The sequence below is a fragment of the Rubidibacter lacunae KORDI 51-2 genome, assembly GCF_000473895.1.
GTDB classification, from domain to species: domain Bacteria; phylum Cyanobacteriota; class Cyanobacteriia; order Cyanobacteriales; family Rubidibacteraceae; genus Rubidibacter; species Rubidibacter lacunae.
The window spans coordinates 87,634-108,340 of record NZ_ASSJ01000081.1 but is presented as its reverse complement, the minus strand read 5'-3'; the positions used below and the strand labels follow the sequence as shown (position 1 = coordinate 108,340).

General features: G+C 57.4%; 14 protein-coding genes and 1 pseudogene. 12 read left to right on the top strand and 3 right to left on the bottom strand.

Annotated elements, in window-relative coordinates; genetic code table 11:
- The first annotated feature begins 27 nt into the window (after nucleotides 1-27).
- The 4 genes and pseudogenes from KR51_RS15365 (at nucleotide 28) to KR51_RS15355 (ending at nucleotide 6,394) form a co-directional block, all read left to right on the top strand.
- Nucleotides 28-1,545, top strand: coding sequence for an MFS transporter (locus KR51_RS15365; protein WP_022609022.1), 1,518 nt, complete (start codon nucleotides 28-30; stop codon nucleotides 1,543-1,545).
- A 227-nt stretch (nucleotides 1,546-1,772) separates the two neighbouring features.
- Entirely contained in the window at nucleotides 1,773-4,001 is a 2,229-nt protein-coding gene (locus KR51_RS15360) for a molybdopterin oxidoreductase family protein (RefSeq protein ID WP_022609021.1), read from the top strand.
- A gap of 382 nt (nucleotides 4,002-4,383) precedes the next feature.
- A pseudogene (locus tag KR51_RS21375) lies at nucleotides 4,384-4,476 on the top strand (hypothetical protein); the annotation flags it as partial.
- A 766-nt stretch (nucleotides 4,477-5,242) separates the two neighbouring features.
- Nucleotides 5,243-6,394, top strand: coding sequence for an ATP-dependent 6-phosphofructokinase (locus KR51_RS15355; RefSeq protein ID WP_022609018.1), 1,152 nt, complete (start codon nucleotides 5,243-5,245; stop codon nucleotides 6,392-6,394).
- Between the two features lie 369 nt (nucleotides 6,395-6,763).
- Here the strand turns inward: KR51_RS15355 and KR51_RS15350 are convergent, their stop codons facing one another.
- Nucleotides 6,764-7,498, bottom strand: coding sequence for an HAD family hydrolase (locus KR51_RS15350; protein ID WP_022609017.1), 735 nt, complete (start codon nucleotides 7,496-7,498; stop codon nucleotides 6,764-6,766).
- A 741-nt stretch (nucleotides 7,499-8,239) separates the two neighbouring features.
- Between KR51_RS15350 and ribD the strand changes: the two genes are divergently transcribed.
- From ribD to KR51_RS15335, 3 genes are all read left to right on the top strand, one after another.
- Nucleotides 8,240-9,355, top strand: coding sequence for a bifunctional diaminohydroxyphosphoribosylaminopyrimidine deaminase/5-amino-6-(5-phosphoribosylamino)uracil reductase RibD (ribD, locus tag KR51_RS15345; RefSeq protein WP_040656539.1), 1,116 nt, complete (start codon nucleotides 8,240-8,242; stop codon nucleotides 9,353-9,355).
- A gap of 481 nt (nucleotides 9,356-9,836) precedes the next feature.
- Nucleotides 9,837-10,952 carry a DUF6817 domain-containing protein gene (locus KR51_RS15340; RefSeq protein ID WP_022609015.1) on the top strand — a complete coding sequence of 372 codons (1,116 nt, stop codon included), beginning with the start codon at nucleotides 9,837-9,839 and terminating at the stop codon, nucleotides 10,950-10,952.
- A gap of 375 nt (nucleotides 10,953-11,327) precedes the next feature.
- Nucleotides 11,328-12,521: a DNA double-strand break repair nuclease NurA gene (locus tag KR51_RS15335; RefSeq protein WP_022609014.1), complete on the top strand. Its 1,194-nt coding sequence runs from the start codon at nucleotides 11,328-11,330 to the stop codon at nucleotides 12,519-12,521.
- A gap of 99 nt (nucleotides 12,522-12,620) precedes the next feature.
- Here the strand turns inward: KR51_RS15335 and KR51_RS15330 are convergent, their stop codons facing one another.
- Entirely contained in the window at nucleotides 12,621-13,298 is a 678-nt protein-coding gene (locus KR51_RS15330; protein ID WP_022609013.1) for a DUF3318 domain-containing protein, read from the bottom strand.
- Between the two features lie 69 nt (nucleotides 13,299-13,367).
- Between KR51_RS15330 and KR51_RS19910 the strand changes: the two genes are divergently transcribed.
- The gene (locus KR51_RS19910) at nucleotides 13,368-13,514 is read left to right on the top strand and encodes a hypothetical protein (RefSeq protein WP_156915143.1); all 147 of its coding nucleotides are present in this window, start codon (nucleotides 13,368-13,370) and stop codon (nucleotides 13,512-13,514) included.
- Between the two features lie 421 nt (nucleotides 13,515-13,935).
- Entirely contained in the window at nucleotides 13,936-14,061 is a 126-nt protein-coding gene (locus KR51_RS21050; protein ID WP_269634921.1) for a hypothetical protein, read from the top strand.
- Between the two features lie 29 nt (nucleotides 14,062-14,090).
- On the opposite strand, the gene KR51_RS15325 is transcribed toward KR51_RS21050, so the two are convergent.
- Nucleotides 14,091-15,524: a glycosyltransferase gene (locus KR51_RS15325; RefSeq protein WP_022609011.1), complete on the bottom strand. Its 1,434-nt coding sequence runs from the start codon at nucleotides 15,522-15,524 to the stop codon at nucleotides 14,091-14,093.
- Between the two features lie 221 nt (nucleotides 15,525-15,745).
- On the opposite strand from KR51_RS15325, the gene KR51_RS15320 reads away from it, so the two are divergent.
- The 3 genes from KR51_RS15320 to KR51_RS15310 all read left to right on the top strand — a co-directional run bounded on the left by KR51_RS15320 (nucleotide 15,746) and on the right by KR51_RS15310 (nucleotide 20,485).
- Nucleotides 15,746-17,023, top strand: coding sequence for a bifunctional sterol desaturase/short chain dehydrogenase (locus KR51_RS15320; RefSeq protein WP_022609009.1), 1,278 nt, complete (start codon nucleotides 15,746-15,748; stop codon nucleotides 17,021-17,023).
- 98 nt (nucleotides 17,024-17,121) lie between these two features.
- The gene (locus KR51_RS15315) at nucleotides 17,122-17,877 is read left to right on the top strand and encodes a DUF4230 domain-containing protein (protein ID WP_022609008.1); all 756 of its coding nucleotides are present in this window, start codon (nucleotides 17,122-17,124) and stop codon (nucleotides 17,875-17,877) included.
- Nucleotides 17,878-18,091: 214 nt separating this feature from the next.
- On the top strand, nucleotides 18,092-20,485 hold the full coding sequence (locus KR51_RS15310) for an ATP-dependent Clp protease ATP-binding subunit (protein WP_022609007.1): 2,394 nt from the start codon (nucleotides 18,092-18,094) through the stop codon (nucleotides 20,483-20,485).
- Nucleotides 20,486-20,707: the final 222 nt, after the last annotated feature.

Below are 20,707 nucleotides of genomic sequence, written 5' to 3'. Positions count from 1 at the left end.
ACGTTCTGGCTTGAGGAAGTCTAAGATATGCTTGGAAATCTCGTCTCGTTCTCGGGACGCTACCGCATCTTGCACTTGACGTGGTTTGCGTTCTTTCTAACCTTTGTGGTGTGGTTTAATCTCCCACCGCTAGCAACGACAGTTAAAGAAGCCTTCGGACTGGAAGTCGGACAGCTCCGGACCCTGGCAATGTGTAACGTGGCGCTGACGGTGCCCGCGCGCATCATCATCGGGATGCTGCTCGACCGCTTCGGTCCGCGCATTACCTATTCGACGTTGCTAGTATACGCAGCCTTTCCGTGTTTGATTTTCGCGACCGCCCAGGACTTCAATATGCTGGTTATCGGTCGCCTGCTGCTCGGCATCGTCGGGGCTGGCTTCGTGATTGGCATCCGCATGGTTGCCGAGTGGTTCCCGCCGAAGGAAATCGGCACCGCTGAAGGTATTTACGGCGGCTGGGGCAACTTCGGCTCGGCGGCATCATCGTTCGCCCTGCCGGTTATTGCAGGCTGGCTGGCCTTTGGCGCGCCTGGCTCTCCATTGAACTGGCGCTTGGCGATCGCGATGACCGGAATTATTGCCGCTATTTACGGTGTCATTTATTTCTATAGTGCTGAGGACACCCCGGCCGGCAAGGTTTACCAGCGACCCAAGCGTCACGGCAGTATGGAAGTTACCACGAAGCGCGACTTCTGGTTCTTATTGGTCATGAACGTGCCCTTGATCGGCGTCCTGGGACTGTTGGCTTGGCGCTTGAGGGACGTTGGTTTCTTGAATAACTCCCAGATGTACCTGGTGTGGGCGGGATTAGCAGCTCTATTCTTGTTCCAGTCGTACAAAGCCTTCGACGTCAACAAAGACTTGATGACCGGCAAGAAGCGCTACGAGCCTTCGGATCGCTACGAGTTTTCCCAGGTCGCAATTCTGGATCTGACCTACATCGTGAACTTCGGCTCCGAGTTGGCGGTGGTGTCGATGCTGCCTGCCTTCTTCGAGCTGACCTTCAGCCTCTCCAAGGAGCTGGCAGGCATGATTGCAGCGTCCTACGCGTTCATGAACCTGATGTCGCGTCCGGGAGGTGGTTGGATATCCGATCGCATGGGCAGTCGCAAATGGACCATGGCAATCCTGTTGTTCGGCATGGGCATCGGCTACATGTTGATGGGGACGGTCACCGGGGGCTGGTGGCTGCCGGCAGCGGTGCTGCTGACGATGGGCTGCTCGTTCTTCGTACAGGCATCTGAGGGCTCGACCTTCGCAATCGTGCCGTTGATCAAGCGCCGCGTGACGGGTCAGATAGCGGGTAACGTTGGTGCATACGGCACCGTGGGTGCAGTTCTTTACACGACACTCTACAGCCTTGTGTCCGACAATCCCGCGGGCGATCGCATCTTCTTCTACGTGCTGGGAACTGCTGGATTGATCGTCGGTTTTCTTTGTGTCTTCGTGCTTAAAGAGCCAAAGGGCTCGTTCTCCGAGTTCCACGAAGGGGAGGACGCGGCAATCGAGGCTACTGCACCGGCGTTCGACGCACACCAAGCGTAAGCGACTCGGTCCGGTCGGAACGACTGCAGCGGGGGGCGATCGAGCGAACGACCCCCGCTTTCCCAGATCTCCCGAACTCGATTCGATAAATTTCTTTTTAACTTTCTGACAGGTCGATCGCCAATTGCTTTGTGGTACCTCGCAATAGTTTGGACAGATCCGATTGCTTCGGGCGAATGCATCGGCTGCAGATACGCGCAGACCGCTGACAATGGAGGATAACATTGATGGTTTCGCTCTCGAAGACGCTTTGCCCTTATTGCGGAGTTGGCTGCGGTTTGGAGGTGCTCCCCCCCGCTCAGCCCGGCAAGCCCGTTGCTCGCGATAGCGAAGGCAATCCGGTCTGGCAGGCGCGCGGCGATCGCGACCATCCGTCGAGCAAGGGCATGGTGTGCGTGAAAGGAGCGACGATCGGCGAGTCTCTCAGCAAGAGCCGCCTGAAGCATCCGATGTTGCGGGATTCTCTTGACGAACCCTTTCGTCGCGTCAGTTGGGACGAAGCCCTCGATCGGGTTGCCGAGCGCATTCAGGCAGCGCACTCGACGTTCGGTCCGGATGCGATCTGCATGTACGGCTCCGGACAACTGCAAACGGAAGATTATTACATCGCCCAGAAGCTGCTGAAGGGCTGTCTGGGAACGAATAATTTTGACGCGAATTCGCGGTTGTGCATGTCTTCGGCAGTGGCGGGCTACATCCAAAGCTTCGGGTCAGACGGACCGCCTTGTTGCTACGACGATTTGGAGCGGACCGACTGCGCTTTCCTCATCGGGACTAATACAGCCGAGTGCCACCCGATCGTGTTCAATCGATTGCGCAAGCACCACAAGCGCACTCGCAAAGTGAAGCTAATCGTCGTAGATCCGCGTCGCACGCCGACGGCTGAGGCAGCGGATTTACATCTAGCCATCGAGCCCGGCACGGATATCGATTTACTCAACGGGATAGCTCATTTACTGTTGCGCTGGGGATTTATCGATCCCGTATTTGTCGACGAGTGTACCCGTGGGTTCGAGAAGTTTGCTGAGGTCATCAGTCACTATCCCCCGGAGCGGGTGGCCCGCACGTGCGGTCTTCGCATCGACGATGTGGTCCAGGCTGCTCGGTATTGGGCGCGGGCAGAGCGCGTGTTGTCCCTGTGGTCGATGGGAATGAACCAGTCGTCGGAAGGGACGGCGAAGGTGCGGACGCTGATCAACCTGCATTTAATGACGGGTGACATCGGCAAGCCAGGAGCGGGTCCGTTCTCCCTGACGGGACAGCCGAATGCAATGGGCGGTCGCGAGGCTGGTGGGCTGGCGCATATTCTCCCCGGCTATCGCTTGGTGAAGAACCCCCAGCATCGGGCAGAGGTGGAGCGCGGCTGGGGCTTGCCACCAGGCAGTATCTCCCCGATACCGGGGCGGCCGGCCTGGGACATGATTACTGGCTTGGAAACCGGCGAAGTACAAGTGTTTTGGGTGGCAGCGACGAATCCGGCAGTGAGCATGCCCGACATCGAGCGCACGAAGTCAGCGCTGCGGCGATCGCCGTTTACGGTCTATCAAGATGCCTACTACCCGACAGAGACGGCGGACTACGCGCATGTGCTGCTACCGGCAGCCCAGTGGAGCGAGAAAACCGGCGCGATGACCAATTCGGAACGAGTGGTGACGCTTTGTCCGACTTTTCGCCAACCGCCGGGGGAAGCCCGACCTGATTGGGAAATCATGGTTGAGGTCGGGCGACGTTTGGGCTTCACCGAACAGTTCGATCTCGCCAATTCGGCCGCAGTGTATGCAGAATTCGTGGCGCTGACGCGCGATCGCCTCTGCGACTGCACGGGACTCAGTCACGCGCGTTTGGCTGCAGAGGGTCCGATTCAATGGCCGTGCCCTAAGGGAATGACGGCGGCGGAGAACCAACAGTCGAAACGGTTGTACGAAGATCTGCGATTCAAAACTGGGGATGGACGGGCACAGTTCGCGGCATTCCATTCGCGAGGGCTAGCGGAGCCCACTGATTCCGGGTATCCGTTGGTGTTGACGACGGGACGGCTTTACGGACACTGGCACACGCAAACGCGAACGGGCCGCATCGACAAAATCCTCAAGCTGCACCCAGAGCCGGAGTTGGAGATCCACCCGCGCGATGCAGCGGATTGGGGTATTGAAGACAAAACCTGGGTAGAAGCACAATCGCGTCGGGGGGCAGCGCGGTTCCGGGCCAAGGTGACTCGGGCGATCGCGCCGGGGACGGTATTCGTGCCGATGCATTGGGGCGCGCTGTGGGCAGAACAGTCAGAGGCAAATGCACTAACCCATCCAGAGTCATGTCCGGCGTCGCTGCAACCGGAGTTGAAGGCCTGCGCGGTGTGTGTCGTGCCTGCGGGTGCAGAACCGTCAGCCCAGCAGTCTGCGGCCGGCAAACGACCGGCAGTACTGGCTGCATCCGGGCAGGACGCCGGTAGTCTTTAGCAGCAAACCCCAGAGTTCTGATGGGTTTCGCTACTCCTGTAGATGTTGAGAGGCGATCGAGCCGAGAGTACCAACCTCCTAGGATGAGGAGGAATGATAATTTAACCGTTTTGCCTGGTGTCTCGGTTCGCAATCCCCTCGCCCGATGAGCAATTTTTTCTACCAGTACCCCCACTTATCGGCAGAAATCATCTACTACTGCATTTGGCTCTCCAATTCCTTCCCCCAATGCTTCCGCAACATCGAGATGATGATGCTCTAACGCAGCATCCCGGTCACCGGCGAGTCAATTCGGAAGTGGTGCCGACTGTTGGACCGAGCTGACACCACCCAAATTCGTTGCCTTCGACTCAGACTCACCGATTAGAGGCATCTTGACGAAGTCGTCATCAAAATCAAGAGTCAGCTTTACTATCTATTGCGTGCTGTCTACTGGCACGGTCAGGTCATTGACATCCTGGTACGGAGCCGGTGAGCCGAGGCAGCCGCCGACAGTTCTTCTGCACTCACCCAAGTCCCAGGAGCGTCCACCTGGAATGCTCGTCACGGACAAACTCAAGGCTACGGTGCGACGAGGAAGAAGCTGCTCAAAGGTGAGTAAGTGCTGATAGCTCAGAGACTTGAAGTCCCGAGCAGAAAACTCGCACCGATCAACGCAAGTGAAGGAAATGCGGATAGATTGGTTCAAATCTCCAGGTCAAGCCCGGGACTTTCGGTCTGCTTACGAACCTTGACGAGGACATTTCTACTCTTATCAGCACAAACTGAGCAAAGGAGAATATCGAGAGATTGTAAGCCAGCGATCTAAAAAAATTGATGGGATTTGACAGGAATTTAACGCGGCTGCGTAGCCACCGGCCCGAGGCATCCATACGACAAAAAGTATAGATTTTCTGAAACATATCTTTAAGTTGCCATTGCCATCTTGAGATCTTGCTGATGAGATCGCAATCCAGAGATTATTAAAGCAGTAAGAGATCCTGCTAGTATATGGTTCGGATTGAAACGGTAAAGGCGCTGCTTCCCGGCACCTCTCGGCAGGTCGTTCTCTTTGGCAGAGCATTGGCAGACCAACCGATTGAGGTGCAGTTTCAGAGCTGACTGACACAAGTGCCTCAAACCAAGCAAGCTCGTATAGAGATTTCAGGGTTTGCAGGGGTTTCAGGAGATGTGTCAGTCAGCAAGGTTTCAGAGTCAAGGATCGGATACACAAATCATTGGGATGAACGGGTAGATATCTCATGACACGACAGAAACGTGTAGGGATTTTGACGAGTGGCGGCGACTGCGGAGGGCTGAATGCTGTAACCAGAGCAGTTGTTCGCCGCGCACGCGATTACGGGTTTGCTATTTACGGCATCAAGGATGCAACGATGGGGTTGTTGAGTCGCCCCGTGGAAGCTGAACTCTTGGACACCAAGCGAGTTTCAAGTATTCTCCGGTATGGCGGCACGATCTTAGGCACCATCAATAAAAACAATCCTTTTGCATTTCCCATGCCCGACGGCAGCCTCGTAGATCGGTCCGAAGAAGCGATTGAGGGCTATCACCGACTTGGGTTGGATGCGTTGATCGGGATTGGTGGGGATGGCAGTTTGGCGATTCTGGACAAACTAGCTCGTCAGGGAAACTGGAACCTCGTTGGCGTTCCAAAAACTATCGATAATGACGTAGGTACGACCGAGCATTCGATTGGGTTTCACACTGCCTTGAGCATCGCTGTCGAGGCGCTGGATCGGCTCACCTATACTGCCATCAGCCACAGTCGTGTCATGGTGTTGGAAGTAATGGGGCGCGATGCCGGCCATATTGCAATTGGTGCCGGGATCGCCGGAGGAGCCCATGTGATTCTGATTCCCGAACTCCCCTATTCGCTGGAGAAGGTTTGCGAGAAGATTTTGGAGCGCAAAGAACAAGGTAATAACTACAGTATTGTGGTGGTTGCCGAAGCTGTAAAAACTGAATCGGGAGAGCCGGTTCGTTACACCAACAGCTTGGGACAGACCCTTTATGGGGGCATCGGGCACTATATCGGCAACGAGATCTCCAAACGCACGGGAATTGAAACTCGGGTTTCTATCCTGGGTCACCTGCAGCGGGGGGGAACTCCTTCGGCTCTGGATCGCTTGTTTGGAGCTGCCTTTGGAGTAGCAGCTTTAGACTTGGTAGCTCAGAACAAGTTCGGTCGCATGGTGGCTTGGCAAAATCGCCGCGTAGTGGACGTACCGATCGCGGAGGCGATCGCTCAATACCGCTCTGTGGAACTGGATGGGGCTCTGGTTGAAACTGCTTTGGGTCTCAACACTTACATCGGAGAAGTAGATCGACCGCATCCACCTTATCCTCAATCTTCGGTCGATCTTGGACTTCCAGTCCCGCACGGGGGAGGGTGAGGTACCGTATCGATGCTGAAAGCCCGTTTCGAAAGATGGGGATCGCAACTAGCTGATATAGGCAGGGATGGGCAGGCAGGCCCAAGTAGCGTTTTCAAGTGATTCGATACCCTCACGTCGATCGCTCACAGCCAGCGCAACTGGTGAAACCCCGGTGACCTAGCCTGGATTATTCACGAAGATCTTGACGAAGCCTCAAACCTTGCTCTGACTAGGCTCCAATCTACGTTTATAGAAACGCACTGTCATTAAGCGAAAACGTCTGCAAGCCTTGCAAGGCAAAAGGTTTAGGGTCTCCGCATAAGAGTTCATGAATATTTCAGGCTAGAGATGCGAGCCGCTTGTGCAAGTGCCCTCTTTATGCCGTCTTTACAGGGTTTGCGCGAGCTGCCCGAGCAAGAACTCAGTCGTACTTGCTAAGTCGGTTTGCAAGTATTCGGGCTGATAGCGCTTTAGATAGGCGTGGCTGCGAATGCCGCAGGTCAGCGCGATCGTGGGAATGCCCAAGGCACGGGCAGCAAGGATATCGGCTTCCGTGTCGCCGATTGCATACTCGACGAAAGTAGTGCTATCGGCAAGGGCAAGTTCAAAAAGACGGCGCTTTTGCTCGACAGTATTGCGGTAGGCGATCGTGCAATCGTCGGTGCCGTAGACTCCCTCCAGCAAGCATAGGAGTCCACATTCGTCCAAGATACGCGTGACCTGGTCGCGGCAGCGCAGGGTAACAATCACGACGCGGACGCCGCTTGCCCGCAAGAGCATCAGTGCGCGGTCGACGCCGTGCTGCAGGCGATCGAGCCCTAGCAAGTGTGGTTGATTGACCGTGCCCTGAATACAGCGGATGAAATGCGGGATGTTCTCGGCACCCAGCCCCGAGCGGCGTGCGATCTCTGTATCCGGCACGCGATCGCATTTCAACTCCCAGAAATCGGTCTTGACCAAGGGCTGTGCGGACAAAGGTTCACCCCGCTCAACAGCCTTGGCGCAAGTGCCCTCCAGGCACAGGCGATAGGTGCGATAGTAGCGCTCGGAGACATCGACAATCGGGCCGTCGAAGTCACAAAAGACAGTAAAGCCCGCGGCCGGCAAAGCAAATCGGTCCATGATTGCAACGGTAGGGAGTGAACATCGTGCGAGCCGGCGCATCACGAAAAGATGCCTCAACCCTAGCAGTTTTCCCATCGACGCTCTGTCTGGTCGTACGCGGTGCATTGCCCTCACAACTCAAACCCTAGCGGACGCGGTCTTGCCGTGGCAGTCGCTTACTGGCCGTGCTAACGGAGCTTGCTCGTCTGCCTGGACCAATAGCAGATTGGTTGGTGAAACTCGGGGTTCTGCTCCCGAGATGGCAGCCTCGGGGGAGTGTTTCGGATTCGGAGGCGTATCTGGTTCCTGCAGCAGGACGGCACGCTCCTCCTGGCTAAACGGCGGGGTTGCTCGAGCGATCTACATCACACCTGAAGACGGCAGTTGCTATCGTTCGCGCGTCATAGCACTGTTCAGTAAATGGGGTGCCCCAGGAAAGACAGAGCCTTTTAGTGGCTTGGCTTGGAGTGTACCCCGCCGATTCGAGCTAAGCCATGTCGCCAGTCGTTGGCATCGCATAGGTTGAAACGCTTGGGCAAACGCACACTGATTTAGACTTCACGAGAAGATTGGGTTTTGAGCAATCCAAACGTCGCGAAGGACAGTTTTCATTCTCGATTCGCCGGATTCGAGCCCCTATTCTTGCAAAAGAGAGAATTGGATTTCGCATAAGTTTTTGCCCAAGTGAAACGCTGGGGGTTGGGCGCGACCGGGGCAACCCAGCGTACACTCAACACAAATGCGATCGACACGAACATCATGGACGAGCGAGCCGAAAGGGTCTCTGACTTCGACCGGGCGATGATGCGGCGCTGCCTGGAACTAGCGAGTAAGGCGCTCGGACGAACCTCACCCAACCCGCTCGTTGGTGCGGTTGTCGTCAACGACGGCGAGATCGTCGGTGAAGGTTTCCATCCCGGCCCCGGCCAGCCTCATGCGGAGGTATTTGCATTGCGGGCAGCGGGCGCGCGGGCGCGCGGAGCGACAATATACGTCAACCTAGAGCCGTGCAACCACTTCGGACGGACGCCGCCTTGCTCGGAGGCAGTCATTGCAGCTGGAATCGCACGGGTCGTTATCGGTATGAGCGATCCCAACCCCGTCGCAGCGGGTGGGCGCGATCGCTTGCAAGCAGAGGGCATTGAGGTTCAAACAGACGTGGAAGCAGCCGCATGTCGCGAACTCAATGAAGCCTTTGCACATTGGGCGCGCCACCAACAGCCATTCGGCATTCTGAAATATGCAATGACTCTCGATGGCAAAATTGCCACAGCTAACGGTCACAGTGCCTGGGTTAGTGGCGAAGCGGCCCGACGCCGCGTTCACCAAGAACGGTTAGCGGCTGACGTTGTCGTCGTCGGCGGGAATACCCTTCGCCAGGACAACCCGCTGTTGACGACCCACGCGATGGGCGATCGCAACCCGCTCCGCACCGTGTTGAGCCGAACGCTCGAACTGCCGCCCGATGCCAGGTTGTGGCGGACGGACGTCGCGCCATCATTAGTGCTAACCGCACCGAGTGCGGATCCAGACCGACAAGCAGCGCTGCGCGATCGCGGTGTGGAGGTGGTCGTCCTGGAAGAACTGACCCCCACGCGAGTCATGGAGTATTTCTACGAACGACAGCTGTCGCGGGTGCTGTGGGAATGCGGCGGCACCCTGGCAGCGGCAGCGATCGCGGCAGGTGCGGTGCAAAAGGTGCTAGCTTTCATTGCGCCAAAGATCGTAGGCGGTGCGACAGCCCCATCGCCCGTAGGCGATCTGGGCATAACAAGTATGGAGAAAGCATTAGCCCTGACCGACTTAAAAATTGAGTCGTTTGCACCGGACTGGTTGCTGTCAGGATATCTACGGCCTGTCTGGGGAATGAACTAGCGCGACTGGAGCGACCTCGCGTACGAGGCACACGGGCAAGCTGCCAACCCTAAACGAGTCGCGATCGCTTGACCGTACTGGAGGTTCAAACCATTGCAATCTATGGATGATGGCCGTGCTCGAAGTACCAAATGGTGTGATTGAGACGTGTGATGCTCGTGTTGGGCTAGGAGCATCGCAAAGGGAGGGTTCCGCACCTGCACCACCCTCACTGTTCAGGACTCCAGACCTGGCTCTCCTAGTTACTTAGCATCGTGAATGAAGCAGGCAATGAGATAAAGGAAAGGGGCAAGGCAAACGTTGTCAGGAGAAACCGAGGTGTGGATGCTACATTTCCCAATCGATCGTGTTGACCGAGATTCCCTGCAAGCCATGCCCTGGCTTGGCTGCGGCCCGCCACTATTGGTAAGTCGCTACAACCGGCCTGGGCTCGAGCGCACGTAGCCTGAAGCAAATTGTCTACTCTGCAAACACGATCGCCATGCCGTCCCCAACCACCCCGTTCAACGCGCGTGCTGTAGCCCTGATGCGTTTTGTCGGCGCGCTTGCGACTCGACCGCTGCGCCCGCCCGATCCCGCTCTCAGTTGGACAACTGCAGGCTTTGCAAGTTGTCTTGTTGACATTGCTGAGGAGTTGAGCGCAGCACCTCGCCATCCCGACCCAGCAGCCCTTCCACTCGCAGCCCTGGCACCATCTGGAAACGCTCTTGCCGCAATCGATCCGCAGGTACCGGCAATGCTGGCGTGCTTGGAGCACCAACAAGCAGCCGCATTTCCCCACGATGTCGGCACGTTTGACGCTCATCTTATCGGCACCTGGCGGATCTTGACCTGCTGGCAGCAACCCCATCCGATTGCCCGGTGCGGTTGGTTTCACAGCGCTTACGCTACCGATGCCTATCCGCTACCGTCGATCGCGCCCGCCCGGCGCGAGGTATTGCAAGCTGCAATCGGTCCGACTGCTGAAGCCTTGGTGTTTTTGTTCTGTACGCTCGATCGCTGCCGCTTACAACGCGACCTGCTGGCAGCCGGTTGTATTCCATCTGTGGGCTTGCCAGCCAAGAATTGGGCAACAGGCGAATGGTTGGACTTGCCACCTGCCGCAATTGCGGCATATCTAATCGTCGAGCTGGCAAATATCGCCGAGCAAACCTGCCGGCTGGGGAAGCGACCGGGATTGTGGATGCATCGGGTATCGAGGCTGGCAACGTTGCTGTCGCCAGAACGCTCGACAAGCTTGTCGGGGTTTCCCACAGTCGTGCCGCCGATCTTCAATCGCTGTACGCAGACTCTCGACCGAGATCGGGAACGGAAAGCACTCGACCTTTATCTGCGGTTACCCGGGCAATCTGTTATTACAAAAAGCGATCGCGCCGTGCTAGAAGCGATTGCGCAACTCAATCCGTGGATTGCCGAACCGCATTTGGCACTGGCCGCAATCGCGCGGAGCACCGGTAACGAAGATGAGGCGATCGCCTGCGCTCGAGCTGCCGAACGACACTTGTGGAACTGGGGCACGCCCTGGGATAAAAGGTTTTCTTGGTTCGAGCAGGTCCGAACTGCTCTGGACGCAACTAAAGTGAGCACAAACTACTAACTGAATAGCAAGATCTTGGTTGGTTTGACGTCGCTGCCCGACCAACCTCAATGATGTAGTGTTACGCCAGCTCTCCAACGTTGTGTTACGCCTAGATCGCCTCGGATCCGGGAAAATATTTCGATCCAGTCGCGCGATCTGCGACAAAATCTCCCTAATCTGGTATCTCTCGACGGAACTCGACGAGCTCGAGCAAACCCAACGTTCGCGGGTGAGTTTTTTCAGCGCCCGCTCCAAAGCAATAGCCTCAGAATGCATCACCCAACTTGCTGCTCGCTCCCCCAGAGGCATGCCCCTAACAGACATTAATGGAAACAGTACCTGTATACTATTCCTGTTGACTAGGTCAGTACAACCCGATACGCGGGGAGAGCGATGCTCGACTTAGCCAAACTGGCACGGCAGCTTCCTGGCATCAGCCAACACTTACAGCACGAGGCCGGCGCAGGTCGCCAGCGCTTGGAACGAGCCGCGCAGCTGCAGCTCGCCGCCGACGCGCGTCGTGCCGAGCTGCGTGCAGTCCAGCAAGAGTGGCGCGATCGCCTCTTCTTCACCGCCGCGGAGCCCACGGAACCTCTGGGAACTCGGGTGCCAGTCGTGCCGCCGCCAACTGCGCATAGCGTCTTTGCCACCGACGGATCGCAGATTTCTCCGTCCCACCACGAAATTGCCTACTGCTACTTGATTAACATCGGGCGCGTCATGCTGCATTACGGGCAGAACCTGTTTCCACTGCTCGACAGCCTGCCGGAAGTGTTTTATCGTCCCGAAGATCTCAATGAATCGCGGCAGTGGGGCATTCGCACCGAAGAGTGGCTAGGGTATCGCCGCACGGTTTCGGAAGCCCAAGCACTGGCCGAGATGGCCTGTCGATGGGTCAACCCACCCGGCGCCCATCCCGGTCCGAGCCTGGCTCTGTTGGACGGCTCGCTCGTCTTCTGGTTTCTCGAGTCCCTGCCTTCAGGAGCACGCGATCGCCTATTGATCCCCATATTGAGCGCGTGGGAGCAGCTGCGAGCGGCGCGCATTCCCCTGGCAGGCTACCTCAGCGCCTCGCGCAGCAGCGAGGCCTTGAATTTCCTGCGCTTGCAGGCATGTCCCTATCCCGTACCGAATTGCTCGCAACATTGCAGCGACGCTAGCGATCGCCTGCCATGCCAGCGGGTCCACCCGCTGCGCGACGCAACCTTTTGGCAAGAACTACTGCAGCCGGGCGAGCGCGGCCCGCTATGGCGCAGCTCCGCACGGGTGCTGGATTGGTACGACGAGCGATCGCGCGTCTATTTCTGCTATCTGCACGTCGGTACGGAAATCGCGCGCGTGGACCTTCCCGCCTGGGTTGCTGAAGATGCCAAACTGCTGGACCGTACGCTCGGTATCGTACTGGCACAAGTCCACAAAGGCTTCGGTTACCCCGTCGCGCTGGCCGAGGCCCACAACCAAGCGGTCGTGCGCGGCGGCGATCGCGCCCGGTTCTTTGCCCTACTCGAACAACAGATGATTCGTGCCGGCTTGCAGAATGTCGGCACGTCTTATAAAGAAGCGCGCAAACGCGGCAGCATCGCTTGACGGCAATGAAGCCAACTGGCACAAGGCTGCCGGCCCCGCAGCACGAGTGAGGTGTCGGTCCGGACGATCTTGCCGCCATTACGCAGAGCGCTTGGGGACTTAGATCGGTTGGCGACCTTCGCGAACGCCTCGCTCTTCGCCCGTCCCATCTCGCTTGCTCTGCGCTCGGGCTTTTGCCTTAGAAGCACTGCGACGCAGGGACTGCAGACGGGCTTCGTAGCGCTTGCGACCGCGCTTGTTCGGCGTGCGCTCGGCGAGGGTTTTCAATGCACTACCCAAGCTTTTGTAAGCATTGGGGAGCGTGTAACCAAAACGCGTCGCCAACGCGATCGCCTTTTCATCGGCCTCAATCGCCTCTTTGAGGGTGCGATCGCCATTGTTTTTCTGCCAGAGGCGATACCCGGAGATTCCGCACAACCCGAGTGCCAAAATTAGCAGCAAACCGTCCTGAACCCATAGCTCGCCAACGGCACCGCCGAGACCGATCGCCAGGGCAGCCATCTCCCAGCCTTCGCGAGGAATCGTGTCGTTTTGGATGCGCGCGACCTCGTGCCAGAACATTAAGTTGCGTTGGTCGATCGCGAGAACGTCCCACTTCGCCAAATCGAGCTGAATTTCAACTTCGTCGCGACCGATTTCTTCGCAGCGAATCAGCGGCGGGTTGACTTCTGTTGTGGCTTCGACCATCACCCAACTTTGCAACTCGGGCGGCAGCAGCGTTTTCAAACGACGCAGCTCGCTCATCTCGGCGCGGGCAGTAGCGGTGTAGGAGGCCATGAATCTTGGGTTTATCTTAGGTTTCGACGATACGCGAGTATATTCGAAGATCGTAGCAAGCGCTGTTAAGTGTCAGTAGCAACAGCCCTAACTGAACGAGTTCGGTTGCCGAGTCCGGCCGCCGCCACGCGCGAGGAATTCGGACCGAGGCGCGATCGCGTCGTTAGGGCGCACGTGCGGGCGATCGGCCCGGTACTGTCACTGCAATATCGATAGATTCTACGACATGGATCGCCTTTTCCACGCGATGCCCGAACTCGTTCTCTGCCATTCCGCCAGCGGGTGGGAGCGCGAGATCGACGCGCTGTTTTTCCCGCTTGCGATTTTCGGTGTCGAACACTGTCTAAATTTTGCCGGCAATATTGTTACCAAAGTCCCCAGATTCTGACGCTGGACGCGCGATTGCTATTGCGGCAGTCAACGAGAGATCGGTCCACTCGTCAAGTCCGTGGGCAAGGACGGCCGGCTGAGAGCGCGCGAGCTCGGCAATTCGTTTCCGTGACTCTAGGGCGAAGGGGTTCTCGATATCATCGGCGATCGCGGGAAGATGTCGGGAATTTTTAGTATCGGGTCCGCTTCACGTGTCCCAGGATTCGCCGCAGCATGCCCAACAGTCGATCGATCCAGTATTGGGAAAATGTCTGGAGGGAAAAAATTCACGACGGCAGAACTAACAGCCACTGGCATCCGACCGGGAACCATCGTGATTTTGGGCAAGCGCAGCATTCACTCGTTTCGCCTGCAGGACTCTATTGCCTGCTAAACGCTAGAAAACTGCAAGCGTTGCACTCATCAAGCCGAGCGCGCCTGTTGCTCGTTAGTGCCTTGGTGGACGGTCTTCACCCACTTCAATTGCTTCGGACGCACCGATAGCCGGGCGGTCATACTCGGAATTACCAGCGTCCAATGCAGCATGTAGATGGCGCCGCGCAGACTCCTGACGAGAATTGCCAGTATCGCCCTCAGATTTAGCTCCTTGTCGCGCACGCGTCGTACCCCCGCGCAGGTCCCCCAAGCGATCGCTAACAAGCTGAGGCTAGTAAGAGGTGCCAACAAGGGCAAGCGATGTCGCCACAGAGCCATCAATGTATCGGGGATGACTGCCGTCGGCAGCACGTATTGGAGAAACGCAAAAACAGCGAGGTCGGCAGATTTGCGCCAGCCCAACCGGTTGCGCGCCAGCAACCTCCAGTAGTCCAGATAGCGCTGGTAGCCGCCTTCAGCCCAACGGTTACGTTGATGCCATAAGGCGATCGCTCGCGTGACGCCTTCTTCCCCCACTGGGGGGTCGCTAAGATAATCAATTTCCCAATCGTCCAGCTGCAGGCGCAATGTTAGATCGAGGTCGTCTGTGATTGTTTGCTCGTTCCAGCGCCCGCATCGCATCAGCGCTGCCCGCCGCACGAACTGACCGTTACCGCGCAACTCTCCAATCCCGCTCGCTGCAACACGCTGTTGCTGCCAATAAGCATCGAGAGCTTGTTCGGCCCACTGCCCGCGCGTCCAAAAGTTTAGCGGTTCGTTTTCAATATCTTTGCGAACTTGCACTGCCCCCACACGCTCCGATGCCAAAAATAGGGGAACAACTCGCCGCAGCAAATTACGCGGTACCTGTGCGTCAGCATCAAACACGGCCACGATCTCGCCCCGCGTTCGAGCCAGAGCGTCGTTGAGGGCTCCAGATTTGCCGCCTCCCGCGATCGCCGGTCGATGCAAGACTTGCAAGCGATCGTACTGGCGAGTCAAGGAATCCAGCACGGCACCCGTACCGTCAGTACTCCGATCGTTAACAAGCCAGACCTCGTAGCGATCGACAGGATAGTCCAGGTTGCAAAGCGACTCGACGAGTTCGCCGACGACCGATTCCTCGTTGCGGGCGGACACCAAAATTGACACGGATGGCACTTTATCCGAATCCAAGGTCCCCAATGGCTCCGGGAGCGGACGCGGCCGCCGCAATGCCAGCTGCAACAAATACACCCCTGCCAAGGCAGTCGCACCGAGAACGACCCAAATTCCCCACGACACCAAATGCAGCGAGATCGTTGTTCCCCAGACCATCATCAGCGCAAAGGCTGCCTTGCGGCGCCTGCCGGCCATACCGTCGAAGAAGTCGCTGCGAAATTCGTCCTCGTCTTCGGTCGGATCGACCCAATCGGCTAGGAATGAGCTGATGGGATCCAGCTTGTCGAAGCGGTCGCGCTCGGTCCAGGATGGTTCGGGCATAGTGCGTCCGGATTGCCGCCGCAGCGGCATAGGGCAACAGTTTCTAATAGCTTATCCGAGAACCATAAACTTTTGTAAAGATACTGCGGTAAGGTCCTTGGACAGGCAGCGTTTTCTCAAGAACCGCCGAGCAAACGCGAGCGTTCCGGCGGGGAGGGAGTAATTTTTACCTAGCATTAGCCTATCATCGGCAATGGGTCGAAACGAATAGCAAGCGAATAATGACCGGATTGAATGGACTGGGAACGATCGCGGTCGCGGCTGCGGCAATCGTTTGGGTTGAGTGGGTTCGGGATACTTACCACTGGTTATCGCACCGGTGGTCTTGGCTGTATCGGCTGCACGGCATCCACCACCGCACCTTCCGCCCCGATCTCTCAGCCGATTTGCGCCTTTACCGACGCTCGCAGTGGATTAACGACGTGCCGGAATGTCTGGTCATGCTGCTGTTGAGCTTGCTCCCGTGGTACGTGTGGCCCCAATGGACGGCCTTAGCAGGCACGGCATATACGACAGTTTTTTTGCTCGGGGCGATCGCGCGCGGCAGCGGCTGGGCTCGTGCGGACGAGCTTACCGATCTCACGCACCAGCCGGGTAAGTTCTCAGGCCGGCCTGGCAACTGGTTTGTCAATCGCGAATATCATTGGCGCCACCACTTCGACAACCAGCGCGCCTACTATTGCAGCACTTTAACCATTTTTGACAAGCTCATGGGTACGGCACTTTCACTTTCTGGCAAACGCGTTGCCGTTACGGGTGCATCCGGAACGCTCGGCCGGGCGCTCCTGGAACAGCTCCGCGCTCGCGGTGCGAAGGTCGTCGCGCTCAGCTCGCGATCGCAACCGGTCGTGCTTTCCGACGGCACGGAGCTGGAAACGCTGACGTGGAAAGTTGGTGGGGAAACTGAGCTCATTGCAATGCTAGAGCGCATCGACATCCTCGTGCTCAATCACGGCATTAACGTGCACGGCGACCGTTCCCCCGCCGCGATCGCGCAGTCTTACGAGGTCAATACCTTCTCGAGCTGGCGGTTAATGGAGGCATTCCTGCAAACCGTCCGCACCAACACCGACATTGCCCGTAAGGAAGTGTGGGTAAACACGTCGGAAGCTGAAGTGGGTCCGGCAATCAGCCCGCTATACGAACTGTCCAAACGCGCGCTCGGTGACTTAGTAACGCTGCGCCGCTTGGACGCTCCCTGTACGATTCGCAAGTTGATCTTGGGACCGTTTAAGAGCAATCTCAATCCGATTGGGGTCATGTCTGCAGATTGGGTTGCCGCACAAATTCTGAATTTGGCCGTTCGCGATGCACGGAATATCGTCGTCACGGTCAATCCGCTGACGTTTTTGGCTTTCCCGATGAAGGAGTGCTGCGTTTCGGCCTATTTCCGACTGTTCGGCCGAGCGTCGCGATCCGACGCCAACGTCGCCCCCTCGAAAGCAGTTGACATTCCCAAGGTATCCGTTGTCGGGGCAAAAAAACCTCTTCAGCCCTAGCTCGGACGAATGGCTAAAATGGAGTAGCGATCGCGACCGAATCAGCCCGCTCCTCCTTTACGGCGATTGCGTTTTGCCGCCGCCACAGGTTGCCCGCCGTGAAACTCGACGATCGCCCGACCCTGACCGACAAGCCCGACATTGCATCAACCGCTCGCACGTCTGCATCGCCCGACCAATATGGAAGGTTTCTAAAGAACCTGTTGTTGGCAACGACCAGCGGTCTTGGATTGATGCTGCTTTTGATCCTCATCGGAATCTGGAGAGCGGGCACGAGCGCGTTCACCTGGCTGGACGACCTGGTTGGCGCGCCGCCGGCTGCTCCCGAAGTAGACGTGCCAACTCTAGTCGTCACCCAAGTCCGAGGGGCAAGCGAACTAACCACTGCCGTTTTCTCGATGGAAGCTGTCGTTCCCGTTGAGCAGGAGCGACGCGTTGGTAACGTACCGATCGCCTCTACGCGTCTTCTCTACATCGCTCACGGACAAGTGCGGGCGGGGGTGGACTTGCAGGAGTTGACACCAGATCGCGTAACCGTTCTTGATGGCAATGCCGTGAGAATTCGGCTGCCCGCTCCCGAGATCCTCGACAGCAAAATCGACGTTCGTCGGTCGCGCGTATACACCTACGACCGCGGGTTTCTAGGACTCGGCCCGGATGTCGCTCCGCAATTACAAACTCTGGCCGCCCATCAAACACTGGACAAAATCGTAACGTCAGCCTGTGCTAGCGGTTTGCTCGAAGAAGCTAACAATCGCGCTCGGCTGGCCGTCGCACAGTTGCTGGCAGCATCCGGGCGGGGCTCAGTGCGCGTCGAGACCACTCCCCCCGCCCCCGAGACTTGTCGGGCCTAAGCCAGGCGAGTACTGGCGCGGAATATGCATCTTGTGAGTGAGGCAGGATGCCGCAGAAGCCTGCAAAATTTATAAAAGTTAACACAAGTTTTCGCTCGGACCCAAATCGTTAGTCGTGCGGGTTCCCCTACTGAATGATCTACCCCCTTGGCGGTAGGGTTAGAGGAAGCGTAAAGAAAAAAATACACGTTGAGCCAGCGCTCACACCTTAAACATGTTTGAGCATTTTACAGACAAGGCAATTAAGTCCGTTATGCTTGCCCAAGAAGAAGCCCGGCGCATGAGGCAAAACCTCGTGGGCAGCGAGCAAATTTTGTTAGGGCTTGTCGGCGAGGGAACGAGCACGGCTGCACGGCTACTCGCCGAGCAGAGCGTGACCCTCAAAGTCGGACGGCAGGCTGTAGAAGAGTCGATCGGTCGAGGGTCGTTCGGCTCGTCAGCAAATATTCCCTTTACACCCAAAGCCAAGCGCGTTTTCGAGCAAGCACTGCAAATTGCCCGCCAGCACGAACACAAGCACATTAGCCCCGAACACCTGCTCTACGCGTTGATAACTGAAGAAAGCGTTGCGGTTAAAGTCCTGGGCAAGCTGTCCGTAGACTTAGAGCAGCTGCAGGAAAACTTGCAAGCATTCTTTGAAACCGATTCCTCGGTAAAGTCAGAAGCAGCAACTGTGGGTGGGCGCCCCACTCGCAGTGCCTTCGGTTCGAACAGCCGCTCGCCTCGGGGCAGCTTGGCAGAGTTCGGCACCGATTTGACGCAAAAAGCAGCCGAAGATCGGCTCGACCCGATTATCGGCCGCGACAAAGAGGTGGAGCGCGCCATTCAGATCCTCGGACGCCGCACAAAAAATAATCCCATCCTGGTCGGCGAACCGGGCGTGGGCAAGACGGCGATCGCGGAGGGTCTTGCCCAGCGCATCGTTCGTAACGACGTTCCTGAAGCTCTGCGAGACCGCCGCGTGATCGGCCTAGACATGGCGGCATTGGTTGCCGGTACGCGCTTCCGCGGGGAGTTTGAGGAGCGCTTAAAGGCAATTGTGAGCGAGGTTCGTGAGGCGGGAAACATCATTTTGGTCATTGACGAGATCCACACCCTGATTGGCGGTGGCGTCATGGACGGCGGCTTGGATGCGGCGAACTTGCTCAAACCCGCCCTTGCGCGCGGCGAGCTGCAGTGCTTGGGAACGACCACTCTCGATGAGTACCGGAAGTACATCGAGCAGGACGCCGCGCTCGAACGTCGATTCCAGCGCATTCTCATTGACGAACCAACGGTCGATGAAACCATTGAAATCTTGCAGGGTCTGCGTGCTCCCTACGAGGAGTTTCATAAGGTGCGGATTGCCGAGTCCGCAATGGAAGCCGCAGCCAAGCTTTCCGATCGCTACATTGCCGATCGCTTCCTACCAGACAAGGCAATCGATCTGATCGATGAAGCCGGGTCCCGCCTGCATTTGCGTCAGTCGATGGAGCGCAAGCAAGCCACCATCGGTGGAGAGCCGTCGGGCGATCGCCTCGATGACAATACTAGTTGCGAGTATCCCGTCGTCAGTTCCGAGGATATTGCCCAGATCGTGGCATCCTGGACGGGCGTTCCAGTCAGCAAGTTGACCGAAACTGAGTCGGAGCTGTTGCTGCACCTCGAGGAATCCTTGCACCAACGGGTGATCGGTCAGGACGAAGCCGTTACCGCCGTGGCACGAGCCGTGCGGCGCGCGCGCGCGGGCATTAAGGACCCAAACCGTCCGATCGCCAGTTTCATCTTCTGCGGACCGACAGGCGTGGGGAAGACGGAACTGTCAAAAGCCTTGGCTGCCTATATGTTCGGCGACGAAGCAGCAATGGTTCGCCTTGACATGTCCGAATACATGGACCGCTACAGCGTTTCGAAGTTGATCGGGTCGCCGCCTGGGTTCGTCGGTTACGACGAGGGCGGCCAGCTGACCGAGGCTGTGCGCCGCCGCCCGTACACCGTGGTGCTGTTCGATGAAATTGAAAAAGCACACCCGGATATCTTCAATTTGCTATTGCAGGTCCTCGATGACGGGCATTTGACGGATGCCCATGGTCGGTCAGTCGATTTCAACAATACCGTGTTGATCTTGACGTCCAACCTCGGCTCGAAGGCGATCGAAAAAGGCGGTGGCGGTTTGGGCTTCGAGTTGGCAACTGACGCCGACAGCGCTCGCTATCAGCGCATCCGCGATCGCGTCAACGAGGAGTTGAAGAATACTTTCCGGCCCGAGTTCATCAACCGCCTCGATGAAGTAGTTGTCTTCCGACAGCTCCTCCGCGACGAATTGGCACGCATTGCCGACCTTATTCTCGAGGACATCCGCACGCGCTTACACGAGCAGCAAGACATCGGCCTTGAGGTTACCGCAGCGTTCAAGGCTCGTGCTATCGAGGTCGGATTCGATCCAGCGTATGGGGCGCGTCCGTTGCGCCGGGCGCTGACACACATGCTGGAGGATCGACTGGCAGAAGCGATTTTGGCCGACGCCCTACGTGCCGGCAATATAGCTGTTGCAGACATCGCCGCCGATGGAGACATTCTGATCGCCGCACGGGAGCAAAAGGAGTTGGTTCTCCAAGCAAGTCGCTAATGCACGCGGTCCGTCGAGCGTTGGAGAGTTCGATTACCTTGAGCGACGATGCTTTCGATCTCTTCTCTATAACTCCTCGCTCTAGCGCCCCCAACCACCGCCCTGTTTGATGCGCTCCGGGGTTTCGTTGACCTGCCTGTCACCCTGGAGCGAACCCGTGTCTGGAGCCTGCGGAATGCGGTGATAGAATCGTGCAACGAAGGTTTTAGCGGCAAGAGCGGC

Excerpts from the sequence above, each read along its gene's own strand:
- KR51_RS15335 (WP_022609014.1), top strand. The coding sequence starts at position 11,328 with ATGCTCGACTTAGCCAAACTGGCACGGCAGCTTCCTGGCATCAGCCAA.
- ribD (WP_040656539.1), top strand. The coding sequence starts at position 8,240 with ATGGACGAGCGAGCCGAAAGGGTCTCTGACTTCGACCGGGCGATGATG.
- KR51_RS15320 (WP_022609009.1), top strand. The coding sequence starts at position 15,746 with ATGACCGGATTGAATGGACTGGGAACGATCGCGGTCGCGGCTGCGGCA.
- KR51_RS15365 (WP_022609022.1), top strand. The coding sequence starts at position 28 with ATGCTTGGAAATCTCGTCTCGTTCTCGGGACGCTACCGCATCTTGCAC.
- KR51_RS15360 (WP_022609021.1), top strand. The coding sequence starts at position 1,773 with ATGGTTTCGCTCTCGAAGACGCTTTGCCCTTATTGCGGAGTTGGCTGC.
- KR51_RS15325 (WP_022609011.1), bottom strand. The coding sequence starts at position 15,524 with ATGCCCGAACCATCCTGGACCGAGCGCGACCGCTTCGACAAGCTGGAT.
- KR51_RS15340 (WP_022609015.1), top strand. The coding sequence starts at position 9,837 with ATGCCGTCCCCAACCACCCCGTTCAACGCGCGTGCTGTAGCCCTGATG.
- KR51_RS21050 (WP_269634921.1), top strand. The coding sequence starts at position 13,936 with ATGTCTGGAGGGAAAAAATTCACGACGGCAGAACTAACAGCCACTGGC.
- KR51_RS15330 (WP_022609013.1), bottom strand. The coding sequence starts at position 13,298 with ATGGCCTCCTACACCGCTACTGCCCGCGCCGAGATGAGCGAGCTGCGT.
- KR51_RS15355 (WP_022609018.1), top strand. The coding sequence starts at position 5,243 with ATGACACGACAGAAACGTGTAGGGATTTTGACGAGTGGCGGCGACTGC.
- KR51_RS15350 (WP_022609017.1), bottom strand. The coding sequence starts at position 7,498 with ATGGACCGATTTGCTTTGCCGGCCGCGGGCTTTACTGTCTTTTGTGAC.
- KR51_RS15310 (WP_022609007.1), top strand. The coding sequence starts at position 18,092 with ATGTTTGAGCATTTTACAGACAAGGCAATTAAGTCCGTTATGCTTGCC.